Genomic DNA, 19,330 nt, shown 5'->3' with positions numbered 1-19,330 from the left:
TCAACCAACACTGTCAATAAACTCTGCCTATGATACACGCAGCAGCGCGGAAACGATGCCCACCAAACGTCTCTATCGTATTCGGCCAATTTTAAGGGCACATGAATTATCACGTGCGGCCAACCTATGTCGCATTGGTAATCGGGCAGCCATGTTCGTATAATTCTTCGCCATAAACGACTCTGAACCGATTGCCTAACCACGGCTCGACTCTACTAGCCACAGCACTACCAAGGAATCAACGATGAACTTCGATAATATCCCTGCTGGAAAGGATCTCCCCAACGACGTTTACGTGGTGATCGAAATTCCAGCCAACCACGATCCGATCAAATACGAAATTGATAAAGACATGGGCGCGTTACTCGTTGACCGCTTTATGGCCACCCCCATGTTCTATCCCGCCAACTACGGTTTTATTCCGCATACCCTAGCCGACGATGGCGATGCGCTGGACGCCTTGGTAGTTACCCCGCACCCGGTTCAACCTGGCAGCATTATCCGTGCGCGTCCGGTAGGCATTCTGAACATGACCGACGAAGCCGGTGAAGATGCCAAGTTGATCTGCGTGCCCCACGCCAAGCTAAGCTCGCTCTATGACGACGTACATGAAGTTACCGACCTGCCTGAGCTTCTGCGCCAGCAGATTGCTCACTTCTTCGAGAACTACAAGGATCTCGAAAAAGGCAAATGGGTCAAAGTAGAGTCTTGGGAAGGCGCAGACGCTGCACGCAAGGCGATTGAGAAATCCGTTATCGCCTATCAGAAAGCGTAACAGTCTCCTTGCGGTGTATGTTTTCACCGCCAATGGTATAAGAGGCCGCCTTCGGGCGGTCTTTTTATATGCGCAGGATTAAGGCACTGTTAGGGACCGCGTCACGTCACCGCAGCGTATACGCCAGGGGCTCAAGGTTGCGGTATGCTATTCGCCTTTCATTGCGATGCCATTGATTAAGGACGCACCGTGTTATCTCTTAAACGCCTGAGCCTGTTTACATTATTGATTTTCTTTCTTGGCTTGCTTCCGCTAAGTGCAAACGCCCAATGGTTTTCATCTAGCAACCAAGACGAATTTTTGCCGGTTATGGAAGCCTTTCAGCCGACCGCTTGGCATGATGGCGATACACTCTATATCGGCATGGATATCGCAGATGAGTACTATCTATATCGCCACCAGTTTGCGCTAGTCAGCCAAACGGAGGATGTCAGCCTCGGCGATCCCATCATCCCCCAAGGCATCTTTACCAATGATGAGTTTATGGGCGATGTGTATGTATTCCGCGACCAGGTAGTGTTGGAAGTACCGCTGGAAGCACCCTACTCAGGCCCGCTTAATATTGCCGTGACCTTTCAAGGCTGCGCAGATGCCGGGCTCTGCTACCCTCCAGAGCAAATAACACTCGAGGCCAGCGAAACCCAACCCCCCAGCCAGTTCTCCGATTGGCAAGCCGATGATACGACATCCAGTCAGGCAGCCAACACGTCGGCCGCGAACACCTCAGAACAGGGCAATTTCGCCGCGCCCCAAAGCGAAGACAGCCGCTTTAGCGCTTTGATCAGCGATGCCAGCCTACCGCTGGCACTGGGGCTGTTTTTCATTGCCGGCCTGGGGCTTACCTTTACTCCCTGCGTGCTGCCGATGATCCCGATTTTGTCATCGATTGTGGTAGGCCAGAACCCCACTCGCCCGCGCGCCTTTGCCCTTTCGTTAAGCTATGTACTTGGCATGGCGCTGACCTACGCCCTTGTCGGGGTGTTAATGGGGTTGTTTGGCGCCGGGCTTAATCTTCAGGCGCGACTACAGTCAGCACCGGTATTAATTACCTTTGCAGTGCTCTTTACGCTCTTTGCGCTGGCCATGTTTGGGGCATTTAACCTTAACCTGTCACCCCGTTTAGCTAACCGTGTTGATGCTTGGCAGACCCGCGCTCAGCGCAGCGGACCGGCGGGGCTAGCGCTGGCTGGCGCCCTCTCTGTACTGGTGGTGTCGCCCTGTGTAACGGCGCCTTTGGCCGGCGCGTTGGTGTTTATCTCGTCAACAGGAGATGCCGCAATGGGTGGCGCGGTGCTATTTGCGCTGGGCATGGGCATGGGCGTGCCGCTTCTTTTGGTCGGTACCTTTGGCGCCACGCTGCTGCCCCGCTCCGGCGCCTGGATGAACGGTGTAAAAATTGCTTTTGGACTTTTGCTGCTGGGCGTCGCAATTTGGATGATCGAGCGTTTAGTGGCCGCGCCCATTGCGCTGCTGCTATGGGCAGCCCTCGCTATCGGCACGGCGCTCGCACTTGGGGCGCTGAATTTCAATCAGCCGCAGGGATGGCCGCGGGCACGTCAAACGCTGGGGCTTATGCTGCTTGCTTGGGGGATAGTGCTGGTGATTGGTGCCGCTCAAGGTGGCAGCAACCCCCTGCGCCCCCTTGCGATAACTTCGAGTATTTCTGGTGAGCCTCAAGCAGAATCACTCGACTTCATCGAGGTAAACAGCTTGACCGAGCTTGAAGCGACTATCGCCCAAGCTGAAGGCGCCAACCAGCCCGTCTTTGTGCACTTTACCGCCGACTGGTGTATTTCATGCAAGCTGCTGGAGCGGGATGTTTACCCCGAGCCACAGGTTTCCGCGGCGCTTCGCGATTACACCTTGATCGCCGCCGATGTCACCCAAACTGACCCCCAAAGCCGTGAGTTGCTGAATCAATTCAACCTCTTCGGCCCACCCAGCCTGCTGTTTTTCAGCCAGGGTGAGGAGATTCGTGATGCACGCATTCAAGGCGAAGTGACCGCCGACCAGTTGCGTGAACATCTAGAATCAGTCAGCCAGTGGCTAGCCAATAGCTAAGCTCACACCCTAGGAGGCCTACTCTCTGAGGCACTTAAGCCGCTTTCTGACGCGAACATCGTCAAACGGTCGTTTAATTCTTCGCTGCTGGCTAGTTTAGACGTTGGCTTAGGCTGTTGCTGGACATCCTGGCACTTTTTCGGCAAACTCCGCTCCCATATTAGCTAAAAACTTGCTTTTTTAACGGTGAGAACGGGGTAACGTTCGCTAACATGCAGCGTTCTCTTCATTTTTAAATTTGGTTTACTGCGCAACGTACGCGCCATAAAGGGCTCGCTGCACTTAGGTGGTAGCGCTTTATGACTACTTTTATGACATTGATGGGGCTATGCCATGGATATCCGCAAAGTTAAGAAACTGATTGAACTGCTCGAAGAGTCCAATATTAGCGAGATCGAAATTCAGGAAGGCGAAGAGTCAGTTCGTATCAGCCGCCACCCCAATGGTGCCTCGTGGCAGCCACAGCCGATGCCGCAATACGCGCAGCATCCTGGCTATGCGCCAGCCGCCCCGGCAGCGGGCGCTCCCGCGTCAGCACCGGCTGCAGAAGCAGAGCCCCAGGGTACAAGCTACCGTGGCGAAGCGGTCAACTCTCCCATGGTAGGCACCTTCTACCGCAGCCCTGCACCGGGCGCCAAGTCGTTTGTAGAAGTCGGCGATAGCGTCAAGCAAGGCGACACCATATGCATCATTGAAGCCATGAAAATGATGAACCAGATTGAAGCTGACCGTGACGGTGTAGTGGAAGCCATCCTGGTGGAAGATGGCGAGCCAGTAGAATTCGATCAACCTATGATCGTTATCGCTTAATCTTTCATTTTCAACACGGGTGGACTCTCCCATGCTGGACAAGGTACTTATCGCCAACCGCGGCGAGATTGCCCTCCGTATCCTGCGGGCCTGTAAAGAACTGGGCATTAAAACCGTAGCGGTACACTCCAAAGCTGATCGTGAACTGATGCACGTTCGCCTGGCGGATGAAGCCGTGTGTATTGGCCCAGCTTCGTCAGCGCAGTCTTATTTAAATATTCCGGCCCTGATTAGTGCAGCTGAAGTCACCGACTCAACCGCTATTCACCCTGGCTACGGCTTTTTGTCTGAAAATGCCAACTTTGCCGAACAGGTTGAGCGCTCGGGTTTTACCTTTATTGGCCCCCGCGCCGAGACGATTCGCCTGATGGGCGACAAAGTAAGCGCCATCCAGTCGATGAAGGAAGCGGGCGTTCCCACGGTGCCAGGCTCAGACGGCCCCTTGGGTGACGATGACGCAACTAATCTCGCCACCGCGCGTCGCATTGGCTATCCAGTGATCATCAAAGCGGCCTCTGGCGGCGGTGGTCGCGGCATGCGCGTGGTGCATACTGAAGGCCATCTGCTTTCAGCGATTAACGTTACCCGCACTGAAGCCCACGCCGCCTTTGGTGATGGCACGGTCTACATGGAAAAATTCCTTGAGAAGCCGCGCCACGTCGAAGTACAGGTGCTAGCCGACGGTCAGGGTAACGCGATTCATCTCTATGACCGCGACTGCTCGCTGCAACGTCGCCACCAAAAGGTGCTTGAAGAAGCTCCGGCACCAGGCCTCGACCCAGATGCCCGCGCTCAAGTACTTGAAGCTTGCCGCCAGGCATGTATCAAGATCAACTACCGTGGTGCGGGCACCTTTGAGTTCTTGTACGAAGACGGTGAATACTTCTTCATCGAGATGAATACCCGCGTTCAGGTTGAACACCCGGTCACCGAAATGGTCACCGGTGTGGATATCGTCAAAGAGCAGCTACGTATTGCCTCGGGTCTGCCGCTGTCGATTCGCCAGGAAGATGTGCAGCTCAACGGTCACTCTTTTGAGTGCCGGATTAATGCCGAAGACTCGCGCACCTTTATGCCTTCGCCCGGCAAGGTAACGCTGTTTCACGCACCAGGTGGTTTGGGCGTTCGCATGGACTCTCACCTCTATACCGGCTACACCGTGCCTCCGCACTATGACTCCCTGATCGGCAAGCTGATCACTTGGGGCGCGGATCGTGAAATAGCCCTGACGCGGATGCGCAATGCCCTCGACGAGCTGTTGGTGGAAGGCATTAAAACCAATATCGATCTGCAAAAGGATTTGGTTCGCGACAGCTATTTCCGTCAAGGCGGTGTCAACATTCACTACCTGGAAAAGAAACTCAGCAGTTAACGTCTTCCAGCGCTATGCTTGATGCCCAACGGGGTGGCCATGTCCACCCCGTTTTTGTCTTTACTGTATTTGCCTTTAATTCGCCCTGCGGAGACTCTCCATGCCCTGGCTTCAACTCAAAGCCCACGTCGCTCCCGAACAGGCAGAGTTCCTCGAAGAACTGCTGCTTGACGAAGGTGCGACGGCCATTGGCCTTCAGGACGCCCACGATGACCCGGTATTTGAGCCCGAGCGTGGCACCACACCGCTGTGGGAAGATACCATTCTCACCGGCCTGTACGATGACCTGGAGGGCGTCGAGAGCATGCTGGAGCGTATTGAGGCCGCTTGGTCTGAACAGATGCCTGGCGAGCCCTGTCCCACCATAGAGTATGAACTGCTCGCCGACCGGGATTGGGAGCGAGAGTGGATGGATGACTTCACGCCGCTGCGTATGGGCCAACGCCTCTGGATTGTGCCTAGCTGGCACGAGCCACCTCAAGCCGACGCCGTAAACCTGATTCTCGACCCCGGTCTTGCCTTTGGTACCGGTACGCACCCGACCACAGCACTCTGCCTTGAGTGGCTGGATGAGCTGGCCGTAGCCGGTCACTTAGCCCAGCAAACCGTACTTGATGTGGGCTGCGGCTCGGGTATTCTCGCTATCGCCGCGCTCAAGCTAGGCGCTAGTCACGCCGACGCCACCGATATTGACCCCCAGGCGCTGCAGGCCAGCCGCGATAATGCCGAGCGCAACGGTATTGCCGAGTCGGATTTAAACCTCTACTACCCTGAGCAGTTAAGCGATGGCGGCGTCTACCCTATCGTGACCGCGAATATTTTAGCGGGCCCGCTGATTGAACTAGCGCCAATGATTGCCGGCCACGTGGCTTCTGGCGGTCGCATTGCGCTATCAGGGATTTTGGCAAACCAGGCCGATGATGTTTACGAGGCCTATGTGGCCCAGGGGCTCGCTATGGATGAGCCGGTGATTCGCGAAGGCTGGGTGCGGCTTAGTGGCGTGCGTCCGCGTTAAAGCGGCAATTGGCCTTCACCCCATCACCGAGTAGGCGTATCATACGCCCCCTTGAAACGCCTACTCGCCGTTAGCCCTGCTCACAGCTTAGAACCAACAAAGTCCGCTGCCATGACGTCAACCACACTACCTGCCAGCATTGGCCCGTTTGCATTACCTAATCGCGTAATGCTGGCACCCATGGCTGGCGTCACTGACCGCCCCTTTCGCCAGCTATGTCGGCGGCTTGGGGCAGGTTGGGTTGTGGGCGAAATGGTCACTTCAGACCCTAGTCTGTGGCATACTCGCAAATCGCAGCTGCGTATGGATCACCGTGGTGAACCCGACCCGCGGGTGGTGCAAATTGCCGGAGGCGACGCTGAAATGCTCGCCCAAGCGGCGCGCTTGAATGCCGAGCTGGGCGCCCAGATTATCGATATCAATATGGGCTGTCCGGCTAAAAAAGTCTGTAACAAAGCGGCAGGGTCGGCGCTCCTTCGTGATGAAGCCTTGGTGGCCGAAATTCTCGATGCGGTAGTGGCAGCGGTAGATATACCCGTAACGCTAAAAATCCGCACGGGCTGGTGTGCCGATTCCAACAACGCCCTGCGCATTGCCCGGCTCGCCGAGTCAGCCGGCATTCAATCGTTAGCGATACATGGCCGTCATCGCCAGCAGCGCTATACTGGTCAGGCAGAGTACGACACGATTGCTGAGATCAAATCTCACCTAGCGATACCAGTGATTGCCAACGGCGACATAACAAGCCCGGAAAAAGCCGCCGAGGTACTCGCTTATACCGGCGCTGATGCCGTGATGGTGGGCCGTGCTGCGCAGGGCAACCCATGGATCTTTCAACAGATCAGCCACTACCTCCAGCATGGAGAGCGGATGGCACTGCCAAGTCTTGCGGAACGCCATCAGGTGCTTCACGGGCACGTTGAAGCGCTGCATGAGTTTTATGGCACCACCATGGGCGTACGTATCGCGCGCAAACATGTGGGCTGGTACCTCAGCGATGACCAACGCTTTACGCCGCCTCAACAGCGCGCGCTTAAGCAGCAGTTCAATGCGTTAGCGTCACCTGAAACGCAATTTGATTGGATCAACGACGCGATGGCCCCCGGCGCCGCCTCGCGTTTGCTAGCCAAAGGAAGCCATGCTGCATGACCGAACGCGATCTTCTCTCTAGCGACACATACGCAAGCGATAGCTATTCCAGCGATGTCGGCTCTAGCGATAGCTACTCTCATTTAGCGGGCACGCTAGCGGATCCTGCGGCTAACTCACCGCCGCAGCCGCTTCGGGAGGCAGTGGAAACAGCCATACGCCGCTATTTTGAGCATTTAGACGGCAGTCAGGCTACAGATCTATACGCCATGGTGATGGCCGAAGTAGAAGCGCCTTTACTTGCCTGCGTCTTGGAGCACACCGACGGCAATCAGACCCGGGCGGCTGATGCGCTAGGGTTAAACCGTGGCACCCTGCGCAAAAAACTCAAGTTATACGGACTTATCGAAGGTGACGCCCCATAACCTGGGGCGTTGTTGTTTTTAATTCTCGTCTCTGCACACGAGCACTCTAATGGCTGATAACTCTATCATGGCTGATAATCCTTCCCTGACTAACAGCAACGCTGCCCCCGTCCGCCGCGCCCTTCTGAGCGTTTCTGATAAAACTGGTATTGTGGAATTTGCCCGCGGCCTCACTGAACACGGCGTTGAACTCCTCTCTACTGGTGGGACCTTCCGCCTGCTGCAAGAAAATGCCATTGCCGTGAAAGAAGTGTCTGAGCACACAGGCTTCCCCGAAATTATGGATGGCCGCGTTAAAACGCTGCATCCGAAAATTCACGGTGGCATTTTGGCCCGTCGCGGCCAGGATGATGCGATCATGGCTGAGAACGATATCACTCCCATTGATATGGTGGTGGTCAATCTCTACCCCTTCGCCGCCACTGTCGCCAAGCCTGACTGCACGCTAGAAGATGCCATCGAAAATATCGATATCGGCGGCCCCACCATGGTTCGCGCCTGCGCCAAAAACCATGCTTACACCACCATCGTGGTCAATAGCAGTGACTACGCACGGGTGCTGGGCGAGCTGGCCGCTCAAGATGGCCAGGTCAGTAGCGCCACACGCTTTGATTTAGCGGTTAAAGCGTTTGAGCATACCGCTGGCTACGACGGTGCGATTGCCGACTACCTAGGCCGTAAGGTCAATGCCGCTGATGAAGCGTTTCCACGCACCTTTAACCTGCAGCTCGATAAAAAGCAGGACATGCGTTACGGCGAAAACCCACACCAGCAGGCAGCCTTTTACGTTGACTCCCTGGCAAGCGAACCCAGCGTTGCCAGGGCAAAAATGCTCCAGGGCAAACCCCTCTCGTACAACAATGTGGCCGATACCGACGCCGCCTTTGAGTGCGTTAAGGCCTTTGAAGAGACGGCCTGTGTGATCGTTAAGCACGCCAATCCCTGCGGCGTTGCCATTGGCGCCACCGCTCTAGCTGCTTACGACAAAGCCTTTGCTACCGACCCCACCAGCGCGTTTGGCGGCATTATCGCCTTCAATACGCCGCTGGATGCGGAAACTGCCCAGGCGATTATTGACCGCCAGTTTGTCGAGGTGCTTATTGCCCCGGGCGTCAGCGATGAAGCCGCCGCCATCGTTGCGAATAAGCAAAACGTACGCTTGCTGGACGTCAGCGCTCACTGGCCCGGCGAGCAAAAGCCTGCACTGGACTTTAAGCGCGTCAACGGCGGTTTGTTGGTACAAGAGCGTGATGACGGAATGGTCACCCGCGATGACTTGACCGTGGTCAGCCAGCGCGCGCCCAGCGAGCAGGAGCTGCGTGACCTTGCCTTTGCCTGGCGGGTAGCCAAGTTCGTTAAGTCCAATGCCATTGTGTACGCCAAAGAGGGCCAAACAGTGGGCGTTGGCGCGGGCCAAATGAGCCGGGTTTACTCCGCCAAAATCGCCGGTATTAAAGCCTCTGACGAAGGTCTTTCGGTTCCCGGCTCGGTGATGGCGTCCGACGCCTTCTTCCCGTTCCGCGATGGCATCGATGCTGCCGCAGCGGCAGGTATTACCGCGGTTATTCAGCCCGGTGGCTCCATGCGCGATCAGGAAGTGATCGACGCTGCCAACGAAGCAGGCATTGCCATGGTGTTCACCGGTATGCGCCACTTCCGCCACTAAGCACTCGATAAGCTGATTAGAAACACAAAGCCCCTTAGGCGCTCTATTGACAGGAGCATGCCTAAGGGGCTTTTTAACATTAGCAATCAATACTAAACCAACGTATTGCTAACCAATATCCAGTGTCTGGCCAGTATCAAGTTCTAGCCAAGATCAATACACAGATACTTGGTTTCCAAGTACTCTTCCAAGCCCTGATGACCACCTTCGCGGCCTAGGCCCGAGGCTTTCACACCCCCAAACGGCGCAGCGGCGTTGGAAATGGCGCCAGTATTAATCCCCACCATACCGTACTCCAGCGCCTCGGCGACACGCCATACGCGAGCAAGGTCACGGGAGTAGAAATAGGAAGCCAAGCCATACTGGGTATCATTGGCCATCTCAATAGCAGTCTCTTCATCGTCAAACGGGAAGACAGCGGCTAGTGGACCAAAGGTTTCTTCGTGGGCCACTTTCATCTTGTCAGTCGCAAAACTGATCAGCGTCGGCGTGAAGAAATTGCCGCCCAGCGGATGCGGATGACCGCCCAGCAGCAGCTCAGCACCATTATCGATGGCGTCCTGAACATGCTCGCTGACTTTTTTAACGGCGTTATGATCGATTAACGGGCCGATATTGATATTGGGTTTGGTGCCATCACCCACATGCAGTTCGCTGTTCATGGCGACCGCTAGCTTTTCACAAAAGGCGTTAATCACACTGGACTGCACCAAGAAGCGATTAGTGCAGACGCAGGTTTGACCCGCGTTGCGGAATTTAGCGGCCATGGCGCCTTCCACGGCGGCGTCTAAATCGGCATCCTCAAAGACGATAAAGGGCGCATTGCCTCCTAACTCTAGCGAGATTTTCTGGATATGCTCCGCCGCCTGGGCCATCAGCTTGCGCCCTACTTCGGTGGAACCGGTGAAGGTAATCTTGCGCACTTTGGGCGATTGGGTCATCGCTTGGGCAATATCGCTAGCGCTACCTGGCACGACGTTAAAGACACCGCGTGGGATACCTGCCCGTTCAGCCAATAGCGCCAAGGCCGTAGCCGAGAACGGCGTTTGGCTAGCGGGCTTAACCACTATCGTGCAGCCAGCGGCCAATGCCGCTCCGGCCTTACGGGTAATCATCGCCGCTGGGAAATTCCAGGGCGTAATCGCACCCACAACACCGACGGGTTGCTTGGTGACGACGATACGTTGATTGGCGTTCGCCGCGGGAATCGTTTCGCCATAAACGCGCCGTGCCTCTTCGGCAAACCAGCGTAAAAAACTGGCCGCATAAGCAATTTCACCCGCGGCCTCTTTTAGTGGCTTGCCCTGCTCGTAGGTCATCAGCATGGCCAAATCTTGCTGGTGCTCAAGCATCAGGTCGTGCCACTTCAGCAGCAAGTCAGCGCGCTCTTGGGCAGTTAGCGCCCGCCAGGCCGGTAGCGCAGCATCCGCGGCATCAATCGCCCGCTCGGTCTCGGCTTTACCCAAGCGAGGAATATCGCCAATCGCTTCGCCGGTTGCCGGGTTTAATACCGTAATCTGCTCGCCGCTATCTGCCGCGACCCAGCTGCCGTCAATATAGGCAAAGGGGCAATACAGCTGTGTTTCTTTAAGCGCTTCCATGACAGGCTCCTGACCAAAAATGATGGCCTTGTAGGCTCATTAACGTCTTCATGCTAAGACGAAACGCCCCTTTAAACCAAATTTGCGGCGTGCTTTACCGAACAATGACCTCCGATAAATTCAGCTAATGAGCATTAAAAACTCTTGCCGAGTCGCTTGATTTTTACGGAATCCACCCAGCATTACCGACGATGTCATGCTGGAGTTTTGTTTCTCCACGCCACGCATCATCATGCAGAGGTGTCGCGCTTCAATTACCACGGCAACGCCCTTTGCTTGGGTAACGTCCTGCACTGCCTCGGCAATCTGGCGGGTTAGGTTTTCCTGAATCTGCATTCGACGGGCAAACATATCGACGATCCGCGCAAACTTGGACAGTCCTAACACCTTGCCATTGGGCAAATAGGCAATATGGCACTTGCCGATAAACGGCAGCAGATGGTGCTCACACATTGAGTAGAGCTCAATGTCTTTCACCAGCACCATCTCATCCGTTTGCGACTCAAACACCGCGCCATTAATTATCTCGTCCAATGACTGAGTGTAGCCCGCATTGAGAAACTGCATGGCCTTAGCCGCACGTTTAGGCGTATCTCTTAGCCCTTCACGGTTGGGGTCTTCGCCAAGTGCTGAGATTATCTGGCGGTAGTGCTCGGCGATATCATCGGACATTTGTAGCCTCATCAATAACTATCTAAAAAACCATCTCAAAAACCATGCGCAATTGCGTCCAGGCGGTCACCAAGGTCCACACCCCTTTTGCGCATGAAAAAGTAACATCATTTTTGGAGCGACGTTAAACAGCGCCGCTCCTCCACAAACATTGTACAAAAAGTATACTTTTAAAAAAGCCTGCACAACGAGCATTAAGCAAAAAGAGCATTTTACCGCATCTAGCCTGCCTGTGACTCGTTTACCTGCGTCAGAGCGCCGCGTCGTTCACTTTGCAACCCAGGGGCCTGTGATATGATTGATTGGTTTTATTTTACTGCCTTTATCGCAGGCGCCAACATTGAGAGCTCGCCATGTCATTTAAGCCAACGCCTTTTTGGTTAACCGCCCTTGCGGTCCCCTTTTTTGCTACGCCGCTATTGGCTACTGCTGAAGAAGCCACGCTTTCACTGCCCAATGAAGCCACCGTCGGCGTAGAAGTCGTTGAAGAGCTGGCGTTTGAGTCAAACCAAACGCGCCTTAACGATATTTTGCTGCACCCTACTCAAGCAGCTGGCGCCTCGCACTCTTTACCGGAATACTGCGTCATTGTAGGCAGTGCGCAATTGGTTGACGAGCGCATTCGCGTCACCACCCAAGAGGCGACCTGTATTGAAACACACGACGCTGACAGCGATATTTTTACTGGCGAATTCAGTGCCAGCGCATATGACGAAGATAGCCAATACGGCATCGCCTGCGAAGGCTCCCCGTGCACACTCTCCCCTGGCCAGCCGTTCCTTCTGACGCTTGATCAACCCGTTGAGATTGTCGAGCAGGATAATCCCTCTGCAGAGCTTAACGAACAGCGTCGCCAAGCTGACGGAGAAGGGATCGCCAACCCGGTGCCTCGCGAAGAAGCCGTGCCTGATTGAGCTTGATCTAATATCGCTATAAAAAGTCAGTGGTTACCTGTAACGCTCATTACGCCAGCCAGCGTTGGTTCTCTAACTGAAGGCACTGCTGCTCTAATTGGCGGATATGCTGATCCCAATAGCCGCTATCCGCCAGCCAGGGAAACGCCCGAGGAAAAGCGGGATCATCCCAACGCGATACCAGCCACGCTGAGTGCCTGATCAGCCGATAGCTTCTAAGCGGCTCGATAAGTGACATCTGCTCGGTGGGAAATGGGCACGTCTCTTCATACCCTTCGGTAATTTCGCTTAACTGCGAACGCCACCCCTGCGGGTCATCGGTCGGCAGTAGCATCCAGATATCCTGCATGGCGGGTGCCATGGTGCAGTCGTCAAAATCGACCAGCGTAAACTGCTCGTCCCGCCCCAGCACATTGCCTAAATGGCAGTCGCCATGGCAGCGAATCATGCTACTGGCGGGCACATTATGTTTTATAAACTGCTGGTGCACCTTTTCGATCACACGGTCATAAGCCCGTCGCTGATGAGGACTCATCCAATCGCTGGCCAACACGCGCTGCTGAGCATCCAGAATACCGCCCGCCATTTCTAGACGAGGGCGGTGCTGAAAGGCTTTCTTAGCTGATACCTGGTGCAACCGACCCAGCAACTCCCCCATGGCAAACAGGTGCGATGGGTTATCCAGCTCCGGCGCCTGGCCGGGGCAGTGGGGAAACAGCGTAAACCGAAAGGTTTTAAAATAGTGCAAAGACGTACCCGCCTTATCACGCCAAGGGGCAACGACCGGCACCTGTTGATCTACCAGCTCCTGCAGAAAATCGTGCTCCTCCTGAATCGCACTATCTGACCAGCGGTCAGGCCGATAAAATTTAACGATCCAGTTTTTGCCATCGTCATCACGGAATAGCAGCACACGGTTTTCATAGCTATTTAGCGCAAAAGGCTCGCCCGCAGGCCAAATATCCAGCGATTCAACTGCAGACATCACTAAATCAGGCGAAAGAGAGCTAAACGGGTGTGACATAGGCCACTCCTGGGTTGGCGATAGCGCTATTGAGTAAGCGAAAGGCCTAGTCTATCAATCCTTACCTAACGGTGTCCGCGCAGCCGACCAAATATCGACACGACTGGCGCCTGCATCCAGCGCGGCACGTGCCAATGCGTGGCCTGTAGAGCCCGTAGTGACCACGTCATCCACTATGACGACATGCGCCGGTAGCGGCGATTCAATTACAAAGGCGCCCGCTAGGTTGGCCGCACGTTGGCGGCGATTCAACGTGCGCTGGGAGGCGGAATCCTTTACTCGTTTGGCAGTCACCACTGGCACCCCAAGCTGGCGGCTAAGCCTTTCGGCCAACCAGTACGATTGATTAAACCCACGTGCTCGAGCATGGGTAGCGGTCATAGGCACCGACAAGAGTGCGTCGCCTTGGGTCATCGGCGGGGTTAGCAGCATTAGTTCAGCCAATAGCGTGCCCGCCCGCGGAGAAGCTTGAAATTTAAAATCATGCACCAGCTGTTTAATTGGCTCTTGATACAGCAGTCCCGCCTGGGTGGTCGAAAATGCCGGCGGTTCAATTAAGCAGTGACCACACAAGCTGGCGCCATGGGAAACAGGGTCAGCGCATTGGTGGCAGGGCTGTAGGTTCCAAGGCAGCTCACCTAAACAGGTTGCGCACCACCCGCCCCCCGCCAATGCCGGTGCCAAACAAAATGCGCAATAGCCAGGCAAACTGCGCTTGAGCCATCGATTAATGCAATAGCCCCATTGATGCATCTTTTCAGTGCCCTCTTAGGTATAGCGGACATTACACCAATTACAGCGCAAGTGGCCCGTACTTATTTTACTGATTCTAAAAAGAAATATTGATAATTCCAACGTTGCAATACCTAAGTAACAACTTAGGAAATCGAGAATCACCACTGGCATCACATGCATTTAAAGTATTGATTTTTAATAGATTTACCGATTATAGAAAATAAAAACGTCATAATTCCCCATTCTCAAGGCAATATTTTCGGTAATCAAGAAAGGATATCATCAACTTAAGTAAAGTTGATCAAAAAAGAACATTCACTTAATCTAAATCCCACCTTGAGGCCAAAGAGCCAAGGGAACAAAAAACTATACGCATATAAACAAAGGGAATAAGGGATGATCAAGTTAGCAGTAGCTATTGTAGGGATGGTGTTCCTTTCTGGTTGTGCAATAACCGGCGAGCCACGAAGTGAAAATGTTGTTTACAATGGAGATGATTATACTATCCAGAATGACAAATTTAGAGACTCTATATCTGTCGGTGAAGTTTCGGACTTCCCTGGCACAGGTCATTTCACTTATGGCGGCAGATTAGCTCCAAACTTTAGTGATAAAAGCTTTAAAGAGGCATTGGAGTTAAGTCTAAAAAATGTAAACCTCTATGGAGAAGGCTATAACTTAGATGCCAAGTTAATAGATAGCGGTGACTGGTCAGACTGGTTTGAATCTAGTTTAGGTGAGAAAAGTAGAAAAATAAAAATCGAATATACTCTAAAACAACCTAATGGCAACACTCTCTTCTCCAAGACAATAGAAAGTGAGGTGGTTATAAAAAATAACAACCCGCTTATGCCTTACAATATAACTCAAAGAGAAGCCGCAGAAAAAAGTTATGCTGAAAACATAAGACTTGTTATTGAAGAAATAAACAAAATATAAACAAAACTGAAATATTTTACAAGAAAGTCAGTCAAGAATGACTGGCTTTTTAACAAGTATGGAGCATCTTCTAGCAATTAGTGAATCTTAATATCATGCCCAAGAGCCCTAAGCTCCTTACTGGTTCTACCATTTTGAGGTGGACAAAGCTCGGGTCGAGCCCAACCAGTCATTTCGGATATCTGGTTGATACCAAAATGGGGGAACTTTCTCTTCTCGCTATAAGCAGCTTCAAATAGCCTATCTACAAATTCTTCCGGCTTACCTGAATCCATGACGTAAATCAGTAGTTCTTTGATGGTTTGCCCTGAATTATTTTTCTTTGCCCGACGTCACGCCCAGATTGAGTAGCGTTACACTTTAGGGTCCGATCCTATGCGTAAGGAGATTGGACATGAAGAAGCGTTTCAGCGAAGAACAGATCATTGGTTTCCTGGGCGAAGCAGAAGCGGGATTGCCCATCAAGGAGCTATGCCGTCGGCACGGCTTCTCAGAAGCCAGTTACTACCTATGGCGCAGCAAATTTGGCGGCAGAGTGTGCCCGATGCCAAGCGACTCAAAGAACTCGAAGCAGAAAATGGACGCTTGAAAAAGCTACTCGCCGAATCACTACTGGAAATGGAGGTCACTCGCGAGGCGCTGAGAAAAAAGTGGTGAGTGCCCCTGCACGCCGAGATGTGGTGCGCTTTATGGTGTCACGTGGCCTGAGTGAGCGCCGAGCGCTCCGTGTCATCCGTATGAGTGCCAGTGCATTGCCCTATCAATCGGCCCCTGACCGCAATGAGGCATTGCGTGAACGCATTGTTGTGGCACATCGGCATCGTCGCTACGGCGCTGGCATGATCTACTTGAAGCTGCGTCAAGCGGGTGAACAGGTCAATCATAAGCGCGTAGAGCGTCTCTACACGGCGGCTCAGTTACAGGTAAAACGACGCAAGCGTAAGAAGGTTCCGACGTCTGAGGGAAAGCCCCTTGGCCGCCCTGGTGCCGCCAACCAATTTTGGTCAATGGATTTTGTGTTTGATCGTACGGCGGAAGGCCGCGTGATCAAGAGCCTCACCGTTGTTGACGACGCTACTCATGAAGCCGTGGCTATCGTTCCTGAACGGGCCATTGGCGGGCTGGCTTTAACACGGATACTGGATCATCTGGCTTTACTGCGTGGGCTACCTAGTGCCATTCGTACGGATAATGGCAAGGAATTCTGTGGGCGCGCGATGCTGTTATGGGCTCATCTACGCGGTGTTGCCCTGTTTTTCATCGAACCTGGCAAACCCAATCAAAACGCCTATATCGAATCGTTCAACGGGCGCTTTCGAGATGAATGTCTGAATGAGCACTGGTTCACCAGTCTGCAACACGCGAGAGTAATCATCGAGGCGTGGCGACGGGAATACAACGAGGAAAGACCGAAGAAGGGACTGGGAGGGTTAACGCCTTCCGCCTATGCCGAGCAACTGGTGGTAAAACACGATAAAGTTACTTCTGACTCTAAACCCAGGTGCTACTGAAGATGGGGTGACGTCGACAGGACCATCAAGCCCTTGAATTCTAGACCTTAATTTTTTGCCTATCCTCTCTAGCCTCTCTAGCCTCTCTAGTGTCACCAGGTTCTAAGTTCACACTTTCTGACAAAAATTTGTTAAATGCGGTGTTTGCATAATATACCATTTAGCACCCTAATTTTATAATGTATAGAAACAAGAATACTCATAGCCGTCAGCAGGAACACATTCAAACTCAACAAAGTCCCCTTTTTTAAGTGATTTTAATTTTTTTAAAGGCTTTAAATATACTGACTTCATGCATACATGCTTATCAGGAAGTTGTACCTCTTGTCCATAAAGGTTTAACACTCCACCTTCCTCTGTGAACTCTAAAGTAGAAGCTTTTTCGCCTAGTAGCTCTGAACCAAGCTCCTTTCCATCTTGGCTTAATGTAAGACCTAGCTTTGCATTCTCTTTTATACCCTCTTCGTTAACAACTAATTTACCATTAAGGGTATTTGCCGCATCGTAAACTGCAATAGCTTCTTCTTCAGTATATGTAAATCCGCTATCATAAATGATTTCTCTATCCAGCTTATTCGATATAATTCTGGCATTTTTAATAAAAAGAAGAGCACTATCGAAATAGTAGAACCCAGGTGATCCTTTTATTTTATCTGTATTTGCTTTAAAAGCAACATCACCGTCTATTTCAAGGGACGTATGAAATACGGCCCCATTAAATATAGAGTCAAAAAAGTTTTTTATCTTATTAAAAAAGGGAAGCTCTTTAATATTCTTGCCGTTCCAGCGGGAAAAATTCACAGACAAGTTGAAATTAGAATCTTCTTTTAAAAGGGATAGAGGACGTGAGTAACTCATTGAAAAAAGTCCAGCACAAGCCACTCCTTCAAACCTCATAGCTTTTGTCCCAAAATATGCCTTTCCATGCACATCATTAAACTGTTCTGTTATCTTAGTTTCCGAATCAACTAACCATATCCTGTGTATTGCTTCGATACCGTCTTTTTTTATTTGTATGTGGCTGTTTCTATCTGGCGAGACATTAGGGAAACCATCACCAATGATATCAACATGTTTTGCTGGCAACTTAGCATCTTGTCCTTCTTCCAACATCCTCCTTATACTCTCTACCTCTTCGTTTCCCTTTACGTTAAAAGTGAAGGTAACGTCCTCCTTCGCACGATATTCAAAAATAGTTTGTCCATCTTTATACTGAGTAATTACTTCAAACCTTGGGTCTTTTTGTTCTATTGCTCTGGCAGTGGCTGTGTGAACGTTTTGTATACCTTTGGTCAAAAGCTTTTGAGGATGACCAGTCAAAGCCATTGTTGTTAGATTTATTGCATCTTCGTCAGAAGGGAGCTTTGTGCCCTGCTCTCTTGTAGCTGTATCCTCAGCTGCTCTCTTCCATTCTCTAAGCAAAGGTGCCGTATATCGAGCTTCATCCAAATCAATTTTTATGGAACAAATTGAGCAAAGCCAAATAGCATTTGAGATTGAGCTTCGCTCACTCGGAGACATAGTTGGATCATAGCGAGGCCCGCCTGGTGAAGCCGCATGGATATGTGCCGCCACCCCAACATTATTAACCTTCAATTCGGTTTCACCTGGAGCTGCGGTAGGTACACGACAATCTGGGTTAGAGCAACGTTGAGCCACCCTACGGCTCAATGCATCCTTCACCTTCTGCTTAAATTCATCCTCTTTTTTTCTTGCCATATCCACCTCCCCAATGCCTTCAACCATTCTACGTTGTATTAGGCATGGCTCAAAAAAATATGGCTATCAAGTAAACACGGCAAGGAGGTATCGGAAGGGCTAAACAAGGATTGAAGAGAGCTGCCCCTTAGGTTGTGGACATCACGTCATCCACTATGACGACATTCGCCGGTAGCGGCGATTCAACGTGCGCTGGGACGGGGAATCCTTTATCCATCTGGCAGACACCACTGGGACCCCAAGCTGACTGCTGAGACTTTCGGCCAACCAGTACGATTGATTAAACCCACGTGCTCGAGCATGGGTAGCGGTCATAGGCACCGACAAGAGTGCGTCAACCTGGGTCGCCGGCGGAGTTAACAGCATTAGTTCAGCCAATAACGTGCCCGACCGTGGAGAAGCTTGAAATTTAAAATCATGCACCAGCTGTTTGATTGGCTCTTGATACAGCAGCCCCGCCTGGGTGGTCGAAAATGCCGAGGGGTCAATTAAGCAGTGACCACACAAGCTATCGCCATGGGCAACAGGGTCAGCGCATTGGCGGCAGGGCTGTAGGTTCCAAGGCAGCTCGCCTAAACAGGTTGCGCACCACCCGCGCCCCGCCGATGCCGGTGCCAAACAAAATGCACAGTAGCCAGGCATAGCCTGTTTGATCCATTGACCACCCCGCTGTAGCCACACCTTGAAAGCCATGCCCTCTCCTGACTGCTATATGCATTAATATCAAATCATTGATTGACTTCTACCACAAAGTTGATAATATACGCCTCGTCTTAGCGGATGTGGTGGAATTGGTAGACACGCTAGATTTAGGTTCTAGTGCCGTAAGGTGTGGGAGTTCGAGTCTCCCCATCCGCACCAATTACTTTTTAGTTTCAAATAGTTAGCACAACCCCTTATCTTTCAAATAGTATCCAAATAGCTTTGTTCGACGCTAACCAGATAGCTTTTTGATAAGCATTTTTTGCAAAACACTTACACGTACTTTGAAAACCACTCAAT

At 52.2% G+C, this 19,330-nt stretch carries 16 protein-coding genes, 1 tRNA gene and 2 pseudogenes; 13 read left to right on the top strand and 6 right to left on the bottom strand.

Features of this window, described 5'->3' with window-relative positions:
• Positions 1 to 244: 244 nt before the first annotated feature.
• From ppa to purH, 8 genes are all read left to right on the top strand, one after another.
• Positions 245 to 775: an inorganic diphosphatase gene (gene ppa, locus QHL1GM_RS02710; RefSeq protein ID WP_071693104.1), complete on the top strand. Its 531-nt coding sequence runs from the start codon at positions 245 to 247 to the stop codon at positions 773 to 775.
• A gap of 189 nt (positions 776 to 964) precedes the next feature.
• Complete coding sequence (gene dsbD / locus QHL1GM_RS02705) at positions 965 to 2,836, top strand: protein-disulfide reductase DsbD (RefSeq protein WP_071693103.1); 1,872 nt, start codon at positions 965 to 967, stop codon at positions 2,834 to 2,836.
• Between the two features lie 333 nt (positions 2,837 to 3,169).
• Positions 3,170 to 3,646 (top strand): acetyl-CoA carboxylase biotin carboxyl carrier protein, encoded by a 477-nt coding sequence (gene accB / locus QHL1GM_RS02700; protein WP_071693102.1) that lies wholly within the window; start codon positions 3,170 to 3,172, stop codon positions 3,644 to 3,646.
• Between the two features lie 31 nt (positions 3,647 to 3,677).
• Positions 3,678 to 5,018 carry an acetyl-CoA carboxylase biotin carboxylase subunit gene (gene accC / locus QHL1GM_RS02695; protein WP_071693101.1) on the top strand — a complete coding sequence of 447 codons (1,341 nt, stop codon included), beginning with the start codon at positions 3,678 to 3,680 and terminating at the stop codon, positions 5,016 to 5,018.
• A gap of 100 nt (positions 5,019 to 5,118) precedes the next feature.
• The gene (gene prmA, locus QHL1GM_RS02690; protein ID WP_071693100.1) at positions 5,119 to 6,033 is read left to right on the top strand and encodes a 50S ribosomal protein L11 methyltransferase; all 915 of its coding nucleotides are present in this window, start codon (positions 5,119 to 5,121) and stop codon (positions 6,031 to 6,033) included.
• A 111-nt stretch (positions 6,034 to 6,144) separates the two neighbouring features.
• Positions 6,145 to 7,182: a tRNA dihydrouridine synthase DusB gene (gene dusB, locus QHL1GM_RS02685; protein ID WP_071693099.1), complete on the top strand. Its 1,038-nt coding sequence runs from the start codon at positions 6,145 to 6,147 to the stop codon at positions 7,180 to 7,182.
• Positions 7,179 to 7,547, top strand: a complete 369-nt coding sequence (gene fis, locus QHL1GM_RS02680) for a DNA-binding transcriptional regulator Fis (RefSeq protein ID WP_071693098.1) — start codon at positions 7,179 to 7,181, stop codon at positions 7,545 to 7,547. The genes dusB and fis overlap by 4 nt, the downstream gene beginning before the upstream one ends.
• A 49-nt stretch (positions 7,548 to 7,596) precedes the next feature.
• Positions 7,597 to 9,213 (top strand): bifunctional phosphoribosylaminoimidazolecarboxamide formyltransferase/IMP cyclohydrolase, encoded by a 1,617-nt coding sequence (gene purH, locus QHL1GM_RS02675; protein WP_175540341.1) that lies wholly within the window; start codon positions 7,597 to 7,599, stop codon positions 9,211 to 9,213.
• A 143-nt stretch (positions 9,214 to 9,356) separates the two neighbouring features.
• Here the strand turns inward: purH and QHL1GM_RS02670 are convergent, their stop codons facing one another.
• Together QHL1GM_RS02670 and folE are read right to left on the bottom strand one after the other, a co-directional pair.
• A complete protein-coding gene (locus QHL1GM_RS02670) occupies positions 9,357 to 10,814 on the bottom strand; it encodes an NAD-dependent succinate-semialdehyde dehydrogenase (RefSeq protein WP_071693097.1) in 1,458 nt (485 codons plus the stop codon).
• Positions 10,815 to 10,934: 120 nt separating this feature from the next.
• The gene (gene folE / locus QHL1GM_RS02665) at positions 10,935 to 11,486 is read right to left on the bottom strand and encodes a GTP cyclohydrolase I FolE (protein WP_071693096.1); all 552 of its coding nucleotides are present in this window, start codon (positions 11,484 to 11,486) and stop codon (positions 10,935 to 10,937) included.
• 353 nt (positions 11,487 to 11,839) lie between these two features.
• On the opposite strand from folE, the gene QHL1GM_RS02660 reads away from it, so the two are divergent.
• Positions 11,840 to 12,400 carry a hypothetical protein gene (locus tag QHL1GM_RS02660; protein ID WP_071693095.1) on the top strand — a complete coding sequence of 187 codons (561 nt, stop codon included), beginning with the start codon at positions 11,840 to 11,842 and terminating at the stop codon, positions 12,398 to 12,400.
• A gap of 49 nt (positions 12,401 to 12,449) precedes the next feature.
• On the opposite strand, the gene QHL1GM_RS02655 is transcribed toward QHL1GM_RS02660, so the two are convergent.
• Both QHL1GM_RS02655 and QHL1GM_RS02650 read right to left on the bottom strand, forming a co-directional pair.
• Positions 12,450 to 13,424, bottom strand: a complete 975-nt coding sequence (locus tag QHL1GM_RS02655; protein ID WP_071693094.1) for a serine/threonine protein kinase — start codon at positions 13,422 to 13,424, stop codon at positions 12,450 to 12,452.
• A 54-nt stretch (positions 13,425 to 13,478) separates the two neighbouring features.
• Positions 13,479 to 14,177, bottom strand: coding sequence for a ComF family protein (locus tag QHL1GM_RS02650; protein WP_071693093.1), 699 nt, complete (start codon positions 14,175 to 14,177; stop codon positions 13,479 to 13,481).
• A 378-nt stretch (positions 14,178 to 14,555) separates the two neighbouring features.
• On the opposite strand from QHL1GM_RS02650, the gene QHL1GM_RS02645 reads away from it, so the two are divergent.
• The 3 genes and pseudogenes from QHL1GM_RS02645 to QHL1GM_RS02635 form a co-directional block, all read left to right on the top strand.
• Positions 14,556 to 15,098 (top strand): hypothetical protein, encoded by a 543-nt coding sequence (locus QHL1GM_RS02645; protein WP_071693092.1) that lies wholly within the window; start codon positions 14,556 to 14,558, stop codon positions 15,096 to 15,098.
• Positions 15,099 to 15,492: 394 nt separating this feature from the next.
• Positions 15,493 to 15,570 (top strand): annotated as a pseudogene (locus tag QHL1GM_RS19800) (hypothetical protein); the annotation flags it as partial.
• A 7-nt stretch (positions 15,571 to 15,577) separates the two neighbouring features.
• Positions 15,578 to 16,609, top strand: a pseudogene (locus tag QHL1GM_RS02635) (IS3 family transposase); the annotation flags it as partial.
• A 174-nt stretch (positions 16,610 to 16,783) separates the two neighbouring features.
• Here the strand turns inward: QHL1GM_RS02635 and QHL1GM_RS02630 are convergent.
• Complete coding sequence (locus tag QHL1GM_RS02630; protein ID WP_175540340.1) at positions 16,784 to 18,355, bottom strand: hypothetical protein; 1,572 nt, start codon at positions 18,353 to 18,355, stop codon at positions 16,784 to 16,786.
• Between the two features lie 126 nt (positions 18,356 to 18,481).
• Entirely contained in the window at positions 18,482 to 19,021 is a 540-nt protein-coding gene (locus QHL1GM_RS02625; protein WP_254795247.1) for a ComF family protein, read from the bottom strand.
• Between the two features lie 83 nt (positions 19,022 to 19,104).
• Between QHL1GM_RS02625 and QHL1GM_RS02620 the strand changes: the two genes are divergently transcribed.
• A tRNA-Leu gene (locus QHL1GM_RS02620) sits at positions 19,105 to 19,189 on the top strand.
• Positions 19,190 to 19,330 lie beyond the last annotated feature (141 nt).

Origin of the sequence: Halomonas sp. QHL1, assembly GCF_001882345.1 — a bacterium.
In the GTDB taxonomy this organism is placed as follows: domain Bacteria; phylum Pseudomonadota; class Gammaproteobacteria; order Pseudomonadales; family Halomonadaceae; genus Vreelandella.
Note: the sequence above shows the minus strand (reverse complement) of the source record. Positions and strands in the feature narration are given on the sequence as shown.